This is a genomic window from Saccharothrix sp. NRRL B-16314, assembly GCF_000716595.1.
In the GTDB taxonomy this organism is placed as follows: domain Bacteria; phylum Actinomycetota; class Actinomycetes; order Mycobacteriales; family Pseudonocardiaceae; genus Actinosynnema.
In genome coordinates, this window is record NZ_JNXC01000030.1 from 123110 (window position 1) to 144665 (window position 21556).

General features: G+C 64.0%; 10 protein-coding genes, 1 pseudogene and 1 CRISPR repeat array. Of the genes and pseudogenes, 4 read left to right on the forward strand and 7 right to left on the reverse strand.

Going from position 1 to position 21556, the window contains the following annotated elements:
• Positions 1 to 263: 263 nt before the first annotated feature.
• The 4 genes from OQ02_RS31615 to OQ02_RS44320 form a co-directional block, all read right to left on the reverse strand.
• Positions 264 to 764, reverse strand: coding sequence for a hypothetical protein (locus tag OQ02_RS31615; protein WP_156077431.1), 501 nt, complete (start codon positions 762 to 764; stop codon positions 264 to 266).
• A gap of 46 nt (positions 765 to 810) precedes the next feature.
• Positions 811 to 1143, reverse strand: coding sequence for a hypothetical protein (locus OQ02_RS31620; RefSeq protein ID WP_156077432.1), 333 nt, complete (start codon positions 1141 to 1143; stop codon positions 811 to 813).
• Positions 1124 to 1333: a YccF domain-containing protein gene (locus OQ02_RS31625; RefSeq protein ID WP_033442282.1), complete on the reverse strand. Its 210-nt coding sequence runs from the start codon at positions 1331 to 1333 to the stop codon at positions 1124 to 1126. The genes OQ02_RS31620 and OQ02_RS31625 overlap by 20 nt, the downstream gene beginning before the upstream one ends.
• A gap of 309 nt (positions 1334 to 1642) precedes the next feature.
• Positions 1643 to 5890 carry an NACHT domain-containing protein gene (locus OQ02_RS44320; RefSeq protein WP_156077433.1) on the reverse strand — a complete coding sequence of 1416 codons (4248 nt, stop codon included), beginning with the start codon at positions 5888 to 5890 and terminating at the stop codon, positions 1643 to 1645.
• 328 nt (positions 5891 to 6218) lie between these two features.
• Between OQ02_RS44320 and OQ02_RS47290 the strand changes: the two are divergent.
• From OQ02_RS47290 to OQ02_RS31645, 4 genes and pseudogenes are all read left to right on the forward strand, one after another.
• Positions 6219 to 6484, forward strand: a pseudogene (locus tag OQ02_RS47290) (IS5/IS1182 family transposase); the annotation flags it as partial.
• A 620-nt stretch (positions 6485 to 7104) separates the two neighbouring features.
• Positions 7105 to 7503, forward strand: coding sequence for a hypothetical protein (locus tag OQ02_RS31635; protein ID WP_156077434.1), 399 nt, complete (start codon positions 7105 to 7107; stop codon positions 7501 to 7503).
• A complete protein-coding gene (locus OQ02_RS31640) occupies positions 7496 to 8626 on the forward strand; it encodes a tyrosine-type recombinase/integrase (RefSeq protein ID WP_231500310.1) in 1131 nt (376 codons plus the stop codon). The genes OQ02_RS31635 and OQ02_RS31640 overlap by 8 nt, the downstream gene beginning before the upstream one ends.
• 303 nt (positions 8627 to 8929) lie before the next feature.
• Positions 8930 to 10362: a CRISPR direct-repeat array (repeat unit 28 nt; unit sequence GGACCACCCCCGCTCGCGCGGGGAAGAC).
• A 446-nt stretch (positions 10363 to 10808) separates the two neighbouring features.
• On the forward strand, positions 10809 to 17210 hold the full coding sequence (locus OQ02_RS31645) for an ATP-binding protein (protein WP_033442285.1): 6402 nt from the start codon (positions 10809 to 10811) through the stop codon (positions 17208 to 17210).
• A gap of 105 nt (positions 17211 to 17315) precedes the next feature.
• On the opposite strand, the gene OQ02_RS31650 is transcribed toward OQ02_RS31645, so the two are convergent.
• From OQ02_RS31650 to OQ02_RS31660, 3 genes are all read right to left on the reverse strand, one after another.
• Positions 17316 to 19175, reverse strand: coding sequence for a hypothetical protein (locus tag OQ02_RS31650; RefSeq protein WP_156077435.1), 1860 nt, complete (start codon positions 19173 to 19175; stop codon positions 17316 to 17318).
• A 72-nt stretch (positions 19176 to 19247) separates the two neighbouring features.
• Positions 19248 to 20744 carry a hypothetical protein gene (locus tag OQ02_RS31655; protein WP_231500311.1) on the reverse strand — a complete coding sequence of 499 codons (1497 nt, stop codon included), beginning with the start codon at positions 20742 to 20744 and terminating at the stop codon, positions 19248 to 19250.
• 604 nt (positions 20745 to 21348) lie between these two features.
• A partial coding sequence (locus tag OQ02_RS31660) for a hypothetical protein (RefSeq protein ID WP_033442288.1) occupies positions 21349 to 21556 on the reverse strand: 208 nt, incomplete at its 5' end.

Sequence of the window (21556 nt, forward strand, 5' to 3'; positions counted from 1 at the left end):
GGGTGACTCCAATTCGTCGCCGACCTGTCCCAACCCGGCCGTCCCGCGACACCCGACGGGACACCTGGAGGGACAGCCTCTTACTGACGTTGACCAGCGCAAACACGTTCATGTGACGGCTGGGACGCGTACCGACACCCGTCCCAACAGCACGAAACGGCCGTGTGCGGAGCCATCCGAATGGATGGTTCGCACACGGCCGTCCCGTCCCACGGGTGCCGGGGGAGGCGACCGGCACCCCATGCCCAACCGCGTCTGGCGCGTCAACGCCGGTTGGATGTCTCCAAGGTCAACAGCCTTGCCAGCTCCGGCCCGGTCATCAGCCCTTCGCACTCAGCCGGCGACACGAGCCACTGCGCCTCGTGCCCCTCGATCACCACGGGCGGCAGCGGGAGGCAGCCTCCAGGCGGGAGAACGAACCCCTCGTCCAACTCGTCCGCCGACGACAGCACGAACACGGCGAACTCCACCATCAAGCCGGCCGCCGGAAGCGGCAGCACCACAACGGGCGTAGGTGAAGCGCGGAACGGCTCGGACTCGACCACCCGCCGAGCACGCTTCGGCTCAACCGCATACGCGGCCAACGTCGCCCCAAGGACGGCCAGCATCGAACGCGTGACGCCTTCCTCCGACATCGGCCACAGCCGCCGAACCAACTCCGGGTCCAGCGTCGCCATCACCGGGGAGCACAGAGCAAGCGACTCGCAATCCAGCTTCGTCACAGGATCGACGTAGCTGTTGTCACCCCACAGTGCCCCCGGCACCACCGGCCACCCGCGCGCCACGCACTCCAACGCGCTCGCCAGGCCGCTACTCCCCACCGTTGCCCCCGACCCACACAACCCGAGGGACCGCACGTCCACCGGCCCGGAAGAAGATCAGAGCGTTCTCCGCAGCCTGAAGGCTCATGTGCGCACCCCCGTGAACCGGGAACACCTCGACGCCCTTCCGGGTAGTCATGCCCCACGCCGCAACCTGAACGTCCTCAGGCTCGAACGTCTCCCGCACCACCGCGAACAAACGCGGTGCCTCACGGTCCACCAGCTCCTGAACCTCAGCGACGATCTTCGGGTCATCGAACAACGAAGCGCGCTGCTCCCCATCCTCACCCTGGTCCCCGTCATCAACCAGCGTCACGGTCATGACTACCTTCCCTCTGCTCCTCGCGGATCGAGCGCACCTCATCACGCGCCCACACCGCGACCTCTGCGTTCTCCTGGCACTGCCGCACGTATCGCCTGCCGAGGATGACGAGGTAGAGCAAAGGAATCACGAGCCACACCAGGAACAGCACGATCCCGCCGAAATCACCCGCCAACTCACTCCACACCACTTACGTCACCACCTCCAGTCGATCCGTTAGCCGAAGCTTGGCCAGCGGATCAGCCCACGTGGATGACCAGGAGGTGACCTAACACGCCATAGAGGGTCATCGCAGAATCGAGCAATCCAATATCCGCAGCAAAACGAACCTAGTCCAATTCTGTAACCACACGAAGAGGTGTCAGAATTAACTAAAAAGTCACATGAGGTGTGAAGTGATCACACCGTAATGGCTGCCCACTTCGCGAAAAGTTCGCGTACCGCTGCTTGAATCGGTCCGAAGCGTCGATCGATTCAAGCAGCGGTACGCCAGAAACCATCACCTCTGCTCAGGTAGCGGCAAGTCAAGATCCGCCTCTTCTCCGGCGATACTCTGGTTACCTTCCGAATGCAACGTAGAAATTGCATCGACAATAGATGGGGCAGTCGCGGAACTTCTCCTGGCCGAGAGAAGCGATACGAAGAGGGTGAGCCAGCGTTCCGACGACCCATTATCCGATGAACGCGTCGACAAAGCAAAGTCAACAAACCTTGTGACAATGTCGTCGTCAAGCGAACTGAGCAATCGCAAGATTACGTCCCAATCGGCGTCGTTAGACGGTTTCCGATAGCAGAACAACAATAGAGCAAGCCTGCGCTCCGCATCCGTGGTAGCTACAGAGGAAAGCCTTCGGTGGAGCGACACGAAGCCGCTGAAGCGAACGCCCACCACACGCCTCAGATGCGGCGCCATGAGTTGCATTGTCTTGGACAGGCTAATCAACAGCGCGAGAGCGCCATCACGGCAATCGTTTTCCGGCGTCAGTACAATCATCGGAAGCAAGTCTTGTAGAATTAGCTTTGCATTCTTACTGTTTGGGCCGATATATGCATACCATTCCTGCCCTGCATGATGTCGGCCCGAGAAGTCGAGTACACGGTCAGTGAATTGCATCTTGATGGCGTCTACATGATAGTGGGAGCAAAAAATGCTTACCGCCGGGTTGATGTAGTTGGGTTCCGTGTAGCCTTCCAGTAGATACTCAAGGTAGTCGGATACGACTGACACGCTTTTTGCATCAGGGGGAGAGGGGATGCGGTCCCCAAGCCGTGCGAGAACGCTTCTTTGAGTGGGTCCAAATGTTCCGCCATTTTTGATATTGTCGACCACCAGCCGTAGAGCGTCGAAGTCGAGCCGACGCCTATCATCATATTTTCGGCCTGCCGCCTCAACCAGTCGGCTCTCAACAGCCTCAGTAACAGCCTCAGGCAGGTCGCCTACAAATTTCGCACGCGAACTTTCAGACAGGCCGATCAATCCTGCCTGAAGGAACTTCTTCTGCTCGGATTCCGGGAGCACACTTAGGCGCCTTTGCGCTTGTCCTACAGCCAAGTCCCACTTCTTTCGGCCAGCAGAGCCGAAGAACTGTGAAAGTGCAGCGGCGGCATCCGTCATTGACACTTTCCCGGGAACCGCTGCAGTCAACATGTACACTAGATCCGGAATGAGCATAGATTTCTGTACGAACAAGCATCGATGATCCTTATGAGCGCGAGCCGTCTGCAAGAACGCGTTCGCCGACTCCAGCGTCACGTTACCGCGGGTGAGGTGGACAGTCCAGACAACAGCCTCAAGACAGCTGGTGGATTCAAGATCCAATGACGTTCGCTCAAGAAACCACGAACCGTCGATAATTCTCTGAGGGATAGCGTTCAACGCGATTCGCAGACGTTCCTGGATCTCATCGCGCTCCGATGGCCTCCAGTGCCGATGCATTGTGTCGTGCGACTTAATCACATACAGAATGCTGGTCGCATGGAGCGCTATTTCACGAGTATCCTCTGACCACTCGTCCACTGCGTGATCGAGAGCTGTGACAAGATCTTCAGGTGATATTCTATTCGAGATACCGTAGTATTGCAGGCTGTGGAGTAGCGCCCCGTCCACCAAATCAACAGATACGCCGTCGGTCAACATATCGGCTACTGCATTCAATACGTTGGCCCAGGGTGCTGTTGCAAGTACTACGCCAAGATCATGGACTGACATCTCGCCGGTTGCCAGGAGGAATACTCCTGGGAACTCGTCCCGCCGCAGGCCAATCGAAACAGCTGCTTCGAAAACTGCTCTACGGCAATCGGGATCGTTCTTTAGCTTATCGATGACACCCACCATCATCGAGGATGGAGCACCCAAACGGTCAAGAATGTACGGCACCTGTGTGAGGTGCTCGGCGGATAGGAGGTCAATACGTTGGTCGAGTACTGACAAAAGAAGGTCTTCGACGTCTTCTTTCGGTAGACGGTCAAATAGACCTTGGATGCCCTCTCGACGCCGACGTGAAAGGCTCTTTGAGATGATATCGCAACCAATTTCAAGAAGATTCTTTTGTTGCCTCCGGTTGTGGTTGAAGGCACGGTCGGCAGCAAGTTCGAGGGCGAGTAAACTGCCTGCCTTAATATGAGATCCGATTGAATCTCGATTGAGGTTCCTGCAGGCTTCGATGATGTTGGCTGATTCGCCGGAGTAGTTTCGTCCTACTCGACCAGCGAAGAACAATGCAACATTTCGCCAATGATCCAACTTGGCGATGGCGTCGAAGCGTTTGTATCGCTGGATCGTGTCAGCGGAAGTGTCCGCGAGGTGACATGCCGCGAAAAATTCCTGGATAGAGCGAAGTTCAAATCCGAAGGTATCCTGTCGCTTCTCGACGATCAAAACTAGCCGTTCACCAGCCTCTCTCGTCAGGCCATATATTTCAGCCTGGCGAGTTGCTGGCGGCGTGAAGGGGTCACAGAAGCGCAAGTAGTCGCCCACCGTACGTTCGTACTCTTCACGATTTAGCTCAGAGCCCGCCTCTTGGGCAACGGTAGTACGTTGATGAAGCAGGTATCCCACGTACTTATGCAAGCCAACGAGCTTTTCCTTCTCGGAACTAATGATATTCTTACCCTTAGCGGTCTCACGTCTAAAAATGATATCCAGGTACTCATTGAATAGCGCCTCACGCTGCCGTGGTGGCGTCCCACCCCCAGAGATGATCAACAATAAAATTGTTACTTGGAGTGGAGTGTTCGTCAGTAGGCTGATCTGAGGATCAGCCAAACACTCATCTATGCTTGACCTAAGGCGCTCGCCCTTATTGTCATCCAGCTCTTTGGCTACGATCCATCGTCCGACGTAACGTCGTACTTGTGCATGGTTGAGTTTAGCGAGATGGAAGTGTAGGTATCGTTGAGGATCGAACTCATGACTGTAACCAGTGGGCCGAGTCGATGCCAGTATTTGCATGTCAGCTTCAAGGCTATTGAGGCACCGATCGGTGAATTCGCCGACACGGTCGAGTACAATTTTTCGGATTTGATGGCCGCTGACCTCGTCAAGACCATCAAGAATAAGAAGAGTGGGGTTCGTGCGGATGATCTTGTGCAGCTCATTGACGGTGAGAGCCCTTTTAGACGCTTGCTGCACCTGGAATACGAGGTACTCATCGAGCGACGGAAAGCTAGTGAGGGAATCGTCCGCGTGACGGGCAAGCCATTGAGCAAAATCGCGTAGAGTAATTCTGAAGGGGATGCGAGGCACAACAGGGATGAAGTTCTCGCCAATCGCTACTTCATTGACTTTCGAAAGGATGCTGCTACGGTGCAATTGTGCCAGATATTGTCCGATCGTTGATTTGCCCTCCCCTGGGCCACCCACAATAACCATTTTACTGGCGATTTCCGAAACAAGTAGTTGTAGCGGTGAAACTACGGACTCGTGCAGCGTACTGCCGGAGAGCGCCTTGTTCTGCAAGATACGGCGAAGCTGTTCGGAAGCATCCGACTTGAGTTTTTCGCGAGGCGGGACCGATATCGTTGCCATCAAGTCGAAGAAAACCTGCTGCAGTCGGACCGGCTCCTCTGATACGTCCCCTGCTTGGTCTAATTGAGCGTTCTGCTCGCGCCCATACTGGGTACTTATGTAATCTCTGATCGTTAGTGCGATATCGTTGCCTCTTTCGATGTGGTTTCCCATCAGCTGGGCAATCAGATCGCCAGGAACGAGGAAATGCATATAAGCAGTGCGGATATTCGAGTACTTCTCTAGGAGTTTATCGACGTCATCTCCGCTCCAGATGTGAATGTTCGGCACCGCAGTCCGGTATTTCGTCTTGACACTATTTTCGATGACGTCAATATTCCCCGTACCTGCCACGCCTGTCAATGGAACATTTGTGATGAGGATGTAGTTGTCGCATCGATGCTTGTACTTTTCGGTGATTTTTTCGAGCTCACTATTAAGTTCTTGTATAACTTCTTTCCGAGCTTTATCAACACCAATAAGGTTTGTGTCGTGAAACTTCGCTTGAAAAATCCAGCTTCCTGACCACGGTTCCGATGGAGATGGATACGGTGCCGCACCGGAAAAAGTAGCCTCCCGCCCGCCGTCCTTCCCGGCGCCAAAAGTGATCGTGCCGTCGCCGATCACCGCTTTAAGGAGTGATTGTGTGAGCTTCTCAAACTCGGCACTACCGAGTGAATTAAGGTTATAATGTGGCACGCTGTCCTCGATATTCCATTGTCGGATCGTGATGTGTGTCATATGGTACCGCATCCGGAACGTAAGTCGCCGGATCCTCACAATCCCGGCGCGTCGAGGGATGGTGCATGCGTATTATGATGGCCAGATATATCGCGGCCGGACATTTGTCTGAGAAGCGCACTTTCCGAATGGTAAACGATGTATTCTTATTTAGTTTCGAAAGCGGTAAACGATCAGCTCAGCTCGAATTGCTAATCGATCCGGGTCTGTCGCTCGCAGTTCACCATGTGCGAAGAGGCTTCTGGTACTTTTGCGCACGCTTCGCCTTGCTACTCGATGCGGTGTAGCGAACGCTTGAGGAAGCCAGATCGGCCGCCCCCCGTTCGCCGCGCACCGCTGGTTCCTCGCCTGGACCCAAGCCGGACTCTGGCGCCGGTTGCACCGGGCGGTGCTGGACGAGTTGGGTTACGCGGGCTAATGGACGACTGGTTCCGCACGGTGGTCGACGCGGCTACCGTGCGGGACCAAACGGGGGCCTTCATCGGTCGCAATCCGGTCGACCGACGGCCAACCCCGGCTCCGAGATCCACGTCCTGACCCGACCGCGCCGGCCTGCCGCTGGCAGCTGCGATGTCCGGGGCCAACATCAACGACTGCGACCCCCGGTCAGGGCCATCCCCGCGATTCGGTACGAACGCCGTGCGCCGACCTCCGCACCGACTTCCTCACCCTCGCAGCGACACTGACCTGCTTTAAACACTCGCCAACGCGACATGAGGCACGCTCTTAACCGGACTGCTTCGGAAAATCGCAGGCCCCCAAGCCCTCCACCCGAAATCAGCGAAGTGCGAGGCGTGTGGATAGTGCGTAAGTCGCTCCTCGGACACTCAAACGTGGGAATCTTCCCACCACGCATCATCGCAGTACCGACCCCCGATCGCAGCATGCGGCCGGGGGTTCAAGTCGTCCCCGGGGTCGGGTCACCCCGTGCGGGGTGGCTGCGGTGAGTGACCGGATCATCGCGCCGCTCGTACCCGGCCGCGTGCCCGGCCGCGTTCCCAGCTCTGCGCCCGGCGACAGCCCGTCGACGGTGAACGGACGCCCGATTCGGGGTGGCGTGGGCACGCCACCGGCAGAGCCCGCAGGTCGGCGGGAATTGGATCTGCGGCGCACGCCCGCGCCCGGTCCGGGTGAACTCCCGCCCCTCCGTCTGCGGCACCTGCGCCGCTATTGCACGACGGTGCTGGATCACAAGGGCCGGTTGACGTGGCGTGGTGTTCGACGTTCTCGGCTGGGAGGCGGGAACGCGGATCGACATCGCCGTGCATGCCGGGACCGTCGTGGTGCGCCGGGCCAGAGGCGGCGAGTACCGGTTGAACGCCCGGCGGTTGCTGCACATTCCGGTCGCGGTCCGGCGCTGGTGCTGCCTCGGTGAGCGCGAGCTGGTGCTGGTGCGGGCGGTGCCGGAGTTGTCGGCGCTGGTGATCTGCGGTCAGGAGAGGTTGGACCGGGCTTTGCCCGATCCGCGTCGGCTTGTGGACGCCGCCCGTGCCGTGGGGGTTCACGTCGGTGGTTCCGGCGGCGGTTCGTCCGACAGGGCGGTGCAGGCCGGGGGAGCGGTGTCGCGGCCCGCCGCCGGATCCGCGGGGTCGGGAAGTGGGCGTCGTGGCTGACTCCGTTCCCGATCCGACGGACGTGGCGATGGCCGCGCAGTTCCTGGCGCGGATGAATCTGCGCATCGAGGATCTGGTGGATCTCGACGCGTTGGTGGCAGAGCGCGCCCAGTCCGGTGGTGTGGTGCCGGTGGTGCGGCGGGTGCCGACGTTCGCGGAGTTCGTGCCGGTGGTGGCGGGTGCGGTTCCGGCGCCGTCGCGGCGGGTGTACGGCACGTATTGGCGCAAGATCGTCGCGGTATGGGGCGAGCGGCGGCTGGACGAGGTCACGGTGGCCGATGTCCAGGGGTTGTTCGAGTCGGTCCGGGCCGGGGTGGTGGTGCGCAGGTCGGGCAACGGCGGTCAGAGCGCGGCCGAGCACACCTACAGCGCGTTGTTGTGCCTGTACCGGTACGCGATGGAGGAGGAGATCCTGACCGTCCGGCAGAACGTCATGCTGCGCGTCGCGAAACCGAAACGGGTGCGGTCACGCCGCCACAGCCTGGACCCGGCCCTGATGGCGACGATCCAGGAGGTCGCCTCGACCACCGGCAACGACCCGGGGTTGGACGCGTTGCTGCTGCGGTTCCACATCGAGACCGCAGCCCGCCGCGGCGGCGCGCTCGGGTTGCGGCTGCGGGATCTGGACGCGGAGCGGTGTCTGGTGCTGCTGCGGGAGAAAGGGGCGACCTTCCGGTGGCAGCCGGTGTCCCCACCGCTGATGGCGAGCCTTCTGCACCACGCCCACCAGCGCGGTGCCCGGGAGCAGGACAGCCCGGTGCTGCGCTACCTCGACGGTGATCCGTTGACCCGCAAGCGTTACGAGACGCTGTGGGGACGCATCGGCAGGCACGTGGACACGGTCCACACCCGGATGATCAGCACTCACTGGTTGCGGCACACCACACTGACGTGGGTGGAACGCAACTTCGGATTCGCGGTGGCGCGCGCCTACGCCGGACACGTCGGGCCCGTCTCCAACACGCACGGCGCGACCTACACCTATGTCAAGGCGAGCCTTCCGGAGGTGGCGACGGCGTTGCAGGCCATGACCGGCATCCGACACCCATTGGCGGTCACAGTGCACGAGGAGGTGGAGGAACACCCGTTGCGGGCGGTGCTCGGAGTATCGGAAGGGCTGTAGGGAGTTGTGGTTGTCCGGCCATCGGGTGACGGCCGGACAACCCGTCCAGCTACGGACCCCGGTTGGTCATTTCGAGCGGCTGCTGGTGATACCACGTCATCGCTGTCCGATCGGGTTCTTGCTCGGCTGCCCGCACTCATCCCGAGAAGACGTGTCACTGATCCGGCTGGTGACATCGGGCAGCGGACCAACCCGCTTCGCTGGGAAGACGTCCACCTCGAACACGTCGTCCAACGTCGTGACGGAGCACCCCGCTCGCGCGGGGAAGACGACAGTGAGATCGTGTGGGCGCGGCCGGAGAACGGACCACCCCCGCTCGCGCGGGGAAGACGACGAGGACGGCAACACCGTGCAGCGGCTCACCGGACCACCCCCGCTCGCGCGGGGAAGACGAGCGGCTTGACGTACTTGCCGACGTCGGTGGGCGGACCACCCCCGCTCGCGCGGGGAAGACTCGTTGAGCAGCGGGGCGGGCACTCCGTACGCGGGACCACCCCCGCTCGCGCGGGGAAGACTCGATCAACCAGTTGAGCCGATCGATGATCCAGGGACCACCCCCGCTCGCGCGGGGAAGACGGCGACGAGCGCACCGATGATGGCTTCGCCGCCGGACCACCCCCCGCTCGCGCGGGGAAGACACACCGATCGACTTGGCGACCGGGCCGACGTACGGACCACCCCCGCTCGCGCGGGGAAGACACCTGCGTGGTGTGCGGTGCCCAGACCGACGCCGGACCACCCCCGCTCGCGCGGGGAAGACCTGTCGTGTGCGGCCTCGATCAGCGACTCGGCCGGACCACCCCCGCTCGCGCGGGGAAGACTGCACCGCCGCGGCTACGCGGAAGTCGCCTACCGGACCACCCCCGCTCGCGCGGGGAAGACATCACGCGGTAATCGCGAAAGCGCGCACCAATCGGACCACCCCCGCTCGCGCGGGGAAGACTGGCTGTTCGCCACCGGTGGCCGGCGTCGGCCGGGACCACCCCCGCTCGCGCGGGGAAGACGTCGCGATCTGCGCCCTCAACCGCGCCATCCCCGGACCACCCCCGCTCGCGCGGGGAAGACGAGGTAGAGCTGGAGGAAATCGCCGATCGGGCGGGACCACCCCCGCTCGCGCGGGGAAGACGCGGTCGATCCGGCGCACCCGAACAGGTCGACGGGACCACCCCCGCTCGCGCGGGGAAGACTTGTAGGCCGAAGGACTCGCCCCGGCGGAAGGGACCACCCCCGCTCGCGCGGGGAAGACCGGCTGCCGCGCGAGGTCGTGGACTACCTCGGGGGACCACCCCCGCTCGCGCGGGGAAGACCGGCGGCCTACCCTTCGGACGTCTCCGCAGCCGGGACCACCCCGCTCGCGCGGGGAAGACCCGTGTGCAGTCGGCCTGGTCTGCGTCGACCTGGGACCACCCCCGCTCGCGCGGGGAAGACACGCACCGAGCATCACCGGGGAGACCTCGTGGACCGGACCACCCCCGCTCGCGCGGGGAAGACGCCGTCGGCGAACCGCCTGCGGGCCTGCCCGTAGGGACCACCCCCGCTCGCGCGGGGAAGACGAGCTGGCGGGCAGGTAGCCCAGGCGGGATTCGGGACCACCCCCGCTCGCGCGGGGAAGACCCGGCCGACGCCGCGATCTCCTTGACCTTCTCGGGACCACCCCCGCTCGCGCGGGGAAGACGCCTCCGACGGCAAGCTCACGGGCCAGGAGGACGGACCACCCCCGCTCGCGCGGGGAAGACCACTCAACCCCCACAGCGCGTCCTCGACGCTGGTGCGCTGCTCGGCAGGCAGCGAGCCGGTGGCCAGCACCTTCTGTGCGACCTCCACCCGAGCCGAATCCGGCAGGCCCGCGAAGCTGGCCGTCACCCGCCGGAAGTTCGTCCCCTCCTGCTCCGGCGGGGGCGTCGGCATACCGAGGGCTTCGCAGTCGGCGGCCAACTTGGCATGCGTGGCCGACTCTCTCAAGTGTCGCGGCAGGAAGTCGAGAGCTTCGCGCAAGGTCGTCAAGTTTGCGGAACCGGCCATCGGCCGATTCTGCCAAGGATGACCTGACGTCACCCGAACAGGGCAGCGGAATTCCACCCGACAGGGCTAACCGTCAGCGGAATGAGCGGATGGGTCAGTTGCTTCGTGTCAGTCTGCTACCGCGGTCACGACATGTTGAACGATCGCTTAACCTGATCCGATGCCCAACCTCCAGGCAGCCCATCGCGGGTACGAGTACCAGGATCTATTGACCGCGAGCCGCTTGGTTGATCTTGTACTGGGAACGCTTTCCGCTGCACACGTCGACGTCAAGCATGTGGACGACGACCGATTCGACGATCTCACGGTGATCACCGTCGACGGACGGCGTGAACGCACGCAGTTCAAGCACACCGACAACGACGACAGACCGTTGACGGTGGACACCTTCACCACCGACGGACGCGATCTCCGACTCGATCGCCTGGTGGCGGCCGCTGTGGCTGATCGGGACGGTCCAGGCAGCGCCGCGTCCGACCTCGCTTTCCGCGTCGTTCTTCGGGACACCCGACCCGTCGACGAGGCCCTCACCGCTGTCCTGGTGCCCGCCATCCCCGACCCTGGTCCTTTCATCTCAGGCATGCAGACGCGGCGGCTGCGGTTCGACGCCGACCGGCTCTGGCCGCTCGAACCGCACCAGTCCGGACCCGCAAAGAAAACTGAACGTTCTCGATTCGATTTCCTTAGCTCGGGCCCGAAGACGGTCGACAGGGCTGACCTGGCGTGGCTGTGCGCCCGGCTGGTCATCGAAGTCGAGGCGCCCATGTCGAGCGGGGACATGAGCGTGCCTGGGCCAGCAGAGCGGATCCTCCTGACGAGAGTCCGCGCGGAGATTGGCGCGGAATCGTATCCCAACACGGGACGGTCCGCGGAGGACGTGGCAGAGGCGTTCACGACCTTCGCGCGGCAAGCGCGCCAGGGACTGAGCACCCCAACGGCCGAGACTATGCTGCAACGTGCGCAGTTGAGGCGGGATTTCGGCGCTGTGTCCCGAGTCCACCCGGTTGATCCCTCGATCGAGGTCGACCGCCGGACGACTGTGGCGGACCTCCGCGCACTGGCGGCACAGGCGGCGTCGCAGGGTGTTCCATTGGTGCTCACCGGGCCTCCCGGCCAGGGCAAATCCTGGGCATGCGATCGGCTCGTCCGTGACCTGGTCTCGGCCGGCTGGCTGGTTGCCGAGCACTACTGCTACCTCAACGACACACTTGACGAGCGCGACGAGCGTGTCCAGGCGGAGGCCGTGTTCGGAAGCCTGCTGGGGCGGCTGGCAGAAGCCGACCCGAGTTTGGTCGAAGCCCAAAGGCCACGGTATGCCGCGGATGACGTGGCCTTGGCCAACGCGGTCACACGATCTGTCACTGCTCGAAGCGACCGTCGGGTCGCCCTAGTCGTCGACGGCCTTGATCATGTCGCACGGATCCTGCCTGCCCGGCCGGGCTCCGATCCTTCTGCCGCTCTGGCCTCTGCTCTGGCTGGTTTGGACCTCCCGGCAGGCAGCGCCCTGATCGTGCTCAGCCAACCCGGCGATCACCTTGCTCCGCTACGGGATGCAGGTGCTCTTATCGGGGAGATTCCCAGCTTGACGGAAGCCGAACTGGCCGCGCTGGCGGCGAAGCTCGGTGTCGTCGGTCCGGACGGCGCGGGCGTGCCCGTGGACGAGCGGCAGGCCGACGGCTTCCTTGCTCTGCTTGAGGAACGGTCGCGCGGCAACGCTCTGTACGCCACCTACCTCTGCCGTGAAGTCCTGGTCCGACCATACTCGCCAGCGGATCCCGAGGCCGTTCTCCACGCCCTCCCGCCTTTTGACGGCACGTTGGAGAACTACTACGACCACCTGACCGTCGCACTCGGGCCGGCTTCGACGATCGCGGACGTGCTGGGACTCCTGGATTTTCCGATGGACAGAACCGAGTTGGCCGAGATGAGGCCGGACTTTGCCCACTGGCTGGACGACGCGCTGGTGACCCTGGCACCGGTTCTGGTCGAGCGTGCCACGCAGGGCGGACTGCGGGTCTATCACGAATCCTTCGCGCGTTTCCTGCGCCGACGCATGGAAACCCACCCGCGTGCCCTGACTGCCAACCTCCGCTTCGTCGTCGACTGGCTTGAAGCACGAGGGTTCTACCGCGACGAGCGCGCGTTCCGCTTCCTGCTGCCGACACTGGCCGCTGCTGGACGCGATGACGAGGTGCTCGACCTAATCGACGTCGACTTCGCGACCAACGCCGTGGCGCACGGCCATCCCGCGTCGGCGATCGCGGCCAACCTGGTGGTCGCGACGAGCTGTGCCGGGCGCCGGCAGAACCTGCCGATGCTGGTCCGATGTGTCGAACTGGCGCGTGCGGCACAGTCGTTCGAGTACGAGCGCTTGGGCTCCTTCGTGGCGGACTATATCGACGTCCCCCTGACGTTGCTGGGAAGCGAGGAGTTCGCCGGCAGACTCATGTTCGAAGGCAAGATCGCAGTGCCGCCACGCGACGGGCTGCAACTGTGCGCTGCCATCGACGCCGCAGGCGCCGTGGCTCCCTGGAAGGACTACATCCCCGCCTTCGCGAAATGGGATGCCAACGACGACACGCGCTACATGGGCGACTCCGACCACGTGGTCGCGCTGGCCTGGGTACGAGGTCAGATGCGGCAAGCCGAGATCGGTGATGAGTCGAAGCGGCCGTGGCACGACCGCATCGCCCGCTTCCTGGACGACACCGGATTGTCTTACGACGACCTCATTCCCGTCGTGGCAGACGTGATCGGGGTGCAGCTCACCGCGGAGCTCGTCGACCACCTCAACAGTCCTGCGGCAGCAGCACTGGCCCTGGCAGAAGTCGCACGTCGATTGGCAGGCCCCGACACCCACGCGCTTCTCGCCCGACTGGTCCCGCTTGCGACACAGCACTACGCGCCAGGTAGTGCCCACCGCCTGATCGGGCTCGGCGTCGCCCCGGACGATGTAGGGGACATTGCAGAAAGGGACGCACGAACGCAGCTCGTGGAGAGCACCCGCAAGGTGACCAGCCGAAGCGCCATCCATGAGGAAGAGACGGTGTTGACCTGGCTCGACCGATGCGCGATCGCCGCTCACCGCATCCCGGACATCCTTCCGACGCTGGAAGGCATGCTCGACGGCGAGGGTTGGTACCGCTGTTGGCTGAGGTTCGTTGTAGCGCTGGTACAGGCGGAAGCTGCCGAGACCGACCGTCCGCAGCGCGCACTGGACGCCCTTCGCCACCTCACCGGCGATCTCGACCCGTTCACCGGCAAACCACGGGCTTGTGATCTCTACCCGATCCAGGACCAGATCAAGGATACCCTCCGTCGGGCTGTCTCCCTACTCGACGACGACACCTGGCCGGCGGCCCTGACCATCCTCCGAGAGGTCACCGAAGGTGTCGGTGTCTCCCTTCGCGGCCAGGACGCCGGCCCCATTACCCCTGACTTCCTGCTGGCGCTGGCGATCGAGTCGACGACGACCCCAGCTCGACGGCAAGCCACTCGCGAGCTGATCGACCACGCGCTCGCCGAAGGCGGAGGGAACCGGTACTACTCGATTTTGGCCGAGTACCGACTCATGGCCGCGCGATTCGCGATCGTGTGCGGTGACACCGGCCAGGCCGAGATCCACTGGAACCAGGCATGCCGCCTCATGACCGCCTACGGCTTCCGCAGAGACCTAACCATCTACGAGGTTCTCGACCCGCTGCCACAGCTCATCGCCGCCGACCCCGCCCGTGCCCGGCTTCGGCTTGCGCAAGTGCAGTCGACCTGCAAACAGGTCGTGCGCCATACAGACGGGAAGGACACTCGCAGCTCCTGGCCGCAATGGTGGACTCTTCTCGCCGAGGCCGACCCCGCCGGGCTCATCGGGTTGGCCGTACCCTCGCTGCTCCAACGCTGCGGGCATCTGAACGACCTCTATAGCGACGCACTCGAAGACCTGTGGCGAACCTGGCACCAACACGCCGATCCTGTTGTCGCCGGCGCACTTCGGCTGGCCTTGCCCATGCCGTTCGACGACGCGGATCGGGCCATGGTGGAACGCCTCGTTGACATCGCCGACGGCACAGGCGCGGATCTTCCTGGGCAACTACTCACCCTTCTCCTCGCTCGCGCAGATGAACGCCCACTACGCCATCCGTACAGCAACGGGCATGAACTGATCGCTGAGGACACCGCACGAGTCGAGGCCATCAACACCGTCGCTGCCCGCGTGAACGCTCCGCTGATCGATGCCAAGCCCCTGGTCAACGAGCAAGATGGACAGCAGGATGCACTTCAGTCCCTCAAGGCGCGAAGCAGGGCACGTGCGGCAGCCCAGCAGACCGTGGTCAACGAGCAAGGTGGACAGCAGGACACACTTCGGTCCCTCAAGGCGCGAAACACCACACGTGCGGCTGCTCAGCAGACCGTGGTCGACGGATTCCCTGGTGGCGCGAACGGTCTCGCCCGGGCCATCCGCGCTTGGCGCCGCCGTCCATACGAGTCGGACGCCCTGGACTGGGCACCTGAACGGTTCGCCAACATCATCGGCTACCGACTGGTCGAACTTGCACAAGCCGGGGACGAACAGCATGCAGAAGCGGCGTTGCACAGCTTGGCCGGTGTCCTCAAACCGCTCGATCAGACCAGCCTTCTCGTATCTCTCGGTGAAGGGCTTGAGCGTCACGGCCACCTCCGACTTGGGGCTGTCGCGTTCACCCTGGTGTGGACCCGCACCCGCGCACATGACGGCTGGATGAACTTCGGCGGCCAGACTGAACTGGACTCGCTCCGACATGCCACGCGCCTTGATGCGGACACAGCGTGGGCTACCGTCGTGTCCGAGGTCGCCCGGGTCGTCGCGGGAAGCGGCGGCGGTTCCATCGGTGTCAGCCAAGCGTTGATACACGGCAGCATCGCGGGCGGGCTGTGCCCTCGTCAGAGGCCACTCGACCTCGCCTTCGCCGCCTGGGACGCCGCACATGCAGTGATCGTGCACCGAACTCCGAAAATGACAGACAAGGACGAATCCGACACCTCCTACACCGCCCCTCCGCAGCACGTCAGCGACCGTCTCACCGGCGACATCAACGTGGTCTTCGGTGAAGGTGTCATCGGTGCGATGGCCCATCCCGGCCAGGAGAACCGCAGACGTGCGCTGCTGGCTTTCCAGCTTCTCCTCCTGCATCGCACTGAGACCGCGGCCGACGCGTTGGCCGCAACCTTGTCCGCCCTCCACGAGCCAGCATTGCTTTCGTGGCTGCTCAAAGTGGTCGCGGACGTCGGCACCGCCCATTCCGTGGTCGCCGACCGGTGCCAGGACATCCTTCAGCGGCACAGCAGCAGCCCTTACCTGACCGTACGGGCTTTCGCAGCCCGCATCCTCGGTGATCACGCCTCTCCGCCGCCTCTGACGCCTCCCGACGCAGCCCTGCTCCCCAGCGGAAGGTTGTTGCTACCCGATGACGATCCACTACTCGACCGCACCGCAGCGCGGGTCACGTTCGTGGCGGCGGCTCACCGCCTGACGGCAGCGGAGGAGTTGTTGCCCCACATCATCCGCGCGGTCATTGTCCGCGTCGACGCCGCCATGGCGGACCACGAGCACATGAAGGTGATCGACAAGGAGGCAAACGAGCTGGCCGATGTCAGACACAAGCGCTGGGCCGACGCGTTCACGGGCCGTCCGGCACTGGTGGAGGACGCCCTGCAACGAGCTGCTTCGGGCGGACGCGCCGCGCTTTTGGCTGTCGGAGAACCGCCCGCCGATCCAGCCGCGTGGGAGTACTCTCTGGCGCGGGTTCTCGTCAATGACCCTGTACTGCCTCTCGCGATTGAACGCACACGCCAGCCTCGCCCGGACATCATCATGCCACCGAAGGCGGGGGATCCGATTTGGAGCGGAGCACCCGAGGTGGCGAATCGGGGACGATGGCCGGAGTCCGCTGACACGGTCGTCACGGCGTCCTCCCTGGCACCTGCCGAGTCATGCGACATCCTGCGAACGGGCCGCTTCCACGGCTGGCGAATCATCGCTTCAACCGAAGAGCATGTCGTGCCGTCCGACTGGTCGGAGAAAGACGATCTCCTGCGCCGGTCAGGCCTCGATCGCGCGCTGGGGTTCCGGCAGCCTGATTCCCAGGGCCGTCTCTTCGTCGACGATGCCGCAGCGAACTGGTTCCAGCCGCTCACCGGGCAGGTCGTGGTCCAGCCAGATCCGTCTTTGGTCGGCATCGACCACCGCAGTGACCTCATGGCAGACGCGCCGTTCGGCCTCGGTCTGCACCACCCGCTGCTCGTACCGACTCTCTGGTTGAGGCTGGTGCTCGCTCTCCACCCGGTCGAGGAGCCGTTCGTACTACACGACGGCACCGGACCGGCATTGGCCATGATCACCTGGCGTAGTCATTATGAGACCGGCACGTACCATTTGCCCTGGCCTCGCACATCGGGCTCAGCTCTGGTCGCGAGCCCCGAGGCGTTCGACAAGCTCCTCAACTGGGGAGAGGAGAGCTTGGTGGTTCGAGAGCTGGCCCACGCAGACTCATCGCTCGCCAACGCCGCAGGTGCAAGTTCCGGTTGAGTCCGGTCACTGCGAGCTGACTGTCCAGGGTAGAAGAGGTGCGCCTGGAGACCGGGCTGCACGACTGTCACACGACACCTCGTGCGGAGCGCTCCGTAGCACCACTTACTCGGGCTCCTGGCGACCCCGCAGAACATTCGCCAAGCGCACCCCCTCGTGCGTCTCGCGGATGTGCTGGATCAACTTGATCACCGGAGTGACCACCTCACCGACGCCCAACTCGTGGTGCAGCTTCGCACGCAGGACAGGCCACAGAACATCAGCGAGTGCCGGTTTGCTGATGTGCCCCGTTTTGGCACGCCCCAGTGCTTTGTCGATGTCATGCCGGCTCTGGCGTGCCCAGGTGAGGCAGCCGTCAAGTGTGGCTCGCCATTCTGGGGTGCCCCCATCTCCCGGTCCCCGGACGAGGGAGGCGATCGCCGGGATCAGCTCGTCATTGCTGAAGTTCGCCAGTTCGTAGCTGTTCTCACCCCACACATGGATGCGCACCAGGTACTCAAGGTCTTCCTGGGAGATGCTTCCGCCCTGGCGGCCGACATCCTTCCGGATCATCTCCAGCAGGGTTTGCCGCTCCTTGTCCCGTTTCTCCCTCGTTGACCACTTGTTCTCTGGGTCCATCGCGATGATCACCGCGGTTGCCGTGGCGTCAAGCGACCAGTTGTCGTCGCCGAGAGGGCGGCCTATCCGTGGTGTGCCGATGTACCGGGTGATCATCTGCGGGTTGACGTTGGAGGTATCGCAGGACTGCACCCGAACGTCCTGCGGCCGGTCGAGACCGAGCTCGGCCAGCAGCCGTCCGATGTGGTCGAGTTCGGTTTCCCCCTCCACTAGGAGGAGGACCTTGGGATAGGGGGACAGGCCGAAGTCGCCCAAGGTGCGTTCCAGGCTCGTGGCCTGCGTGTGTTGCGATGTCAGCCGGTCGTGGAGCGGGACGCGCACCTGGTACCCGTCCAGGTCCGGCAGCGGGTCCACCTTCCCCGCGTCCGCCAGGTCCTCGTGTGCCAGCAGCAGGATCTCCGCCGCGACGCGCTCCCACATGCAGTCCAGCGGCACGCCGCGGAGCTTGGACCACCCGGTGAAACTGGTGTGCCGCAGGATCGGCAGCCACTCGGCCATCGGGTCCCGACTCCTGGCCCGACCGAGCAGCCGCTCCGCCCACGGACGCAGCTCACCGGCAGCAATACCGATCGAGTCGATCAGGTCGAAAACGTCGTGGGCCTCACGGGCGAGCCACACGTCCTCCTGGGCGACGCCGGCCGGAAAACTCGCGCGTCCGAGCACCGACGGGAGATAGAGAGACGACAGAAGCGTGAGGGCAAGGCCCATCCGCCGCCGAAATCCTCGCTGCCGGTGGTTCCCCGGCACGCCGAAGTCCTCGTGCATCCGGTATTCCCACAGGGCATCACCGAGTTCGAGCACCTGCCAGGTCGAGTAGGCGAACCCGGCGCGTCCACGACGCGCGTTCGGAACATCAGGGCGACGGTGCGGCCAGTCCAGGCAGCGGCCCTCGTGATAGGGATCGCGGAGGCGGCCTTCCCGCCCGGCCGACAAGACCTCCCCGACGATGTTGACGGGCCATATCGACCGCGCCACCTCCACCCGCCGTCCCGGCACCGGCAGGTCAGTGATCCGGAACAACGGCATCAGTAGGCCTCGGCCGTGCAACTCACGCAGGGTGTCCAGCGTGATCTCGCGCCCGCGCTGCTTGGCCAGCTTGACGAATCCGTCCGCGTCCACCAAGCTGTCCTGGCTGAAGATGGTCGGCATCGCCAGCAACGTGAGCGAGGTGGGCAACAGCCCTGCACGCACACGCGCCTCATGCGCGGGGCCGTCGAACGTCACGATCTCCTCCAACCTGAAGTCGGTCAGGCTGCGTTCGAGGTGCGTCCACACGCCCTCGGCCGGGTTCAGCACCGACGCGACGACACCCACCCATCCCGATACCGAAGCGACGCTGTAGGCCACCGCCCGGCCCGACGACGAGCCGGAGAGGTGGTGTCCCGCTGGCCCACGTCGAACTCGGCTTTCGGACGAGCGTCAGCGCGGGAACGTGTCCTGGTCGATGCCGGTGATGTTCCAGGGCTCGCCGTCGAGCGGTATGTCCTCAGGTGGTTCACGGCGTGTCGAGGGCGCCCACGCCAGCAATCGCGTGTTCTCCGGCAGAGTTACCTTGAACATGCGTGCATCCGGCCCGGTATCAGGTACCGGGCCTTCGTCGTGCCAGGTGGCTTGCGGATGGCCGATCACCACTTCGGGCGTGGAGATTTCCACCCCTCCGGCATCGAACACCGTGGCGGGAATCCTCACTGCGCGAGGAACGACGCCGTCGGGGGACGCCATCGGAGGCAGGGCGCGGTCCCACTGGACGACCCGGCCCTGCCACAGCAGGCGCGTCTGCCGTAGCCGGATCCGTTCGAGGACTGTCATGGGTCGGGTGAACGATCCGATCACCTGTCCGGTCACCTCCTCCAACGTCGTGAGGTCCTGCAACAGTTCGGTGTCCACCCGTAGCCGGTGCAGCGCGTCTGGGGCCATGCGTTCCGGTGCCCACTGGTTCAGCACTTCGCCTTGTACGAGGAAGCGCAGGGACGCCGCCCGCTGCATGTCCAGCAGGAAGCGATTGGCGGTCAGGGTGGTGCGGCGGGCTTCGCCCACCCGGTCCACCGTCATCGACATCGGGGCCGTGCTCTCCCCGTCCACGCGTACCTGGACGCGGAACAGCAGGCCGTCGGCGACCAAGGCGTGCCAGTGCAGGACATCGCCGTCGCGGCGACGTTCGACCACGGCCGAATCGTGGGCCGCGATCAGGTTGCCGTCGGCGTCGTGCAGTTCCACCCGAACCTGGTTGGCCGGATCGGTCCGGAGGTGCTGGGTGATGGTGAGAGGTGTCCAGGGCCCGTCGGGCGGACCGAAGGTACTGTGCAGAGCCGGAGGCTCCGTGCCCGGTTCGGCGAGGTACGCGGTTCCCTCGACGGCGACTTCGGTCGCGTCGATGACGACCTCGTCCTCCCAGAAGTGCTCCTCGATCGTGATCACGCCGGTGCGGTGCAACTGTTCGACGAACCGGAGGGTCACCACGGCGAGTGCGGCGAGCCGGGAGAAGACACCCACCGCCGCGACGTAGCGCTCCCGCAGCGAGAAGGCCAACGCCTTCTTCTTCCACCCCTTCGCGTCCGCGTGCACCAGATCGGCGTACATCCAGCCCGCGGCCAGTTGCGTGTCCGCGATGGGGCCGGTCGCGTCGGTGCCGTCCACCTTCGCCTTCAGCATCGCGTACGCCTGGACCTGCGTGCCCAAGGCCGTCGCCTTCCAGGATGCGGCCAACTGATCGAGTTCTTCGTGGTGCTCAGCGGTCGCGGATGGAGCGTTGTCGAGCAGGCGCTTCAGCGCGTCGAGGACCCGCTGGTAGTGGATCGGCTCCGATTCGAGCACCAGCGGACGCACACGCGCGGCCAACGACTCGAACACTTCCTCGTCCGGCGGAAGCGAGCGGACGAAGGTCCCGACGCCGTCGAAGGACAACCGCACGGTCACCGTGCCCTCAAGGTACGCGGTGAAACCCTCCCGATCCTGCACCAGAGAGTGCGCCCCGATCCGACGCGCCCGGAGAACGAACCTGGACACAGTCTCGACGTCCGTCACTACCACCCTCACCATGGTCGAGCCGCCGCTGCTGCACGAAGGTTAGACGACCGCACACAGGCACGGCACTCAACTCGTGGTCAACCGTGTCGCAAGCCAGCGCTGTGTAGCACGTCGCCACGTTCGGGAAGGCATCGGACGTCGATCATGACAGCGCCCTGTTGGCCGGCACGTACCGGGCCGCGATCGAGGACGGTCGCTCGGATGGCTGGCCGATATTCACGGGTCTGGACGGGTCGGGGGTCACGTGGGCCGACGGCAGTCGGGAACCGGTGGACGCGATCGTGCTGTCCACCGGCTACCGGCCGGTCTGGGATATCTGGAAGCGTTGGGTGCGCTGGACGCCGACGGTTATCCACAACACCGTGAAGGGTTGTCCACGACCCACCGGGGGTTGGGGTTCGTGGGTCTGGAGGGGCAGCGCACCTTGGCGTCGGCGTCGGCGTCGGCGTCGTTGCGGGGCGTCGGGCGCGACGCCCGGTATGTCGTGCGGCGCCTACGAGGCTGAGTCGAGCAGTTCGGCGAGCAGGTTGCGGACGCGGCGGTCGATGTCGTCGCGGATGGGTCGGACGGCGTCGACGCCCTGGCCGGCCGGGTCCTCGAGTTCCCAGTCGAGGTAGCGCTTGCCGGGGAAGACGGGGCAGGTGTCGCCGCAGCCCATGGTGATGACGACGTCGGAGGCCTCGACGTCCTCGGTGGTCAGC

Coding starts and splice junctions, on each gene's coding strand:
- OQ02_RS31620 (WP_156077432.1), bottom strand. CDS start 1,143: ATGACCGTGACGCTGGTTGATGACGGGGACCAGGGTGAGGATGGGGAG.
- OQ02_RS44320 (WP_156077433.1), bottom strand. CDS start 5,890: ATGACACACATCACGATCCGACAATGGAATATCGAGGACAGCGTGCCA.
- OQ02_RS31645 (WP_033442285.1), top strand. CDS start 10,809: ATGCCCAACCTCCAGGCAGCCCATCGCGGGTACGAGTACCAGGATCTA.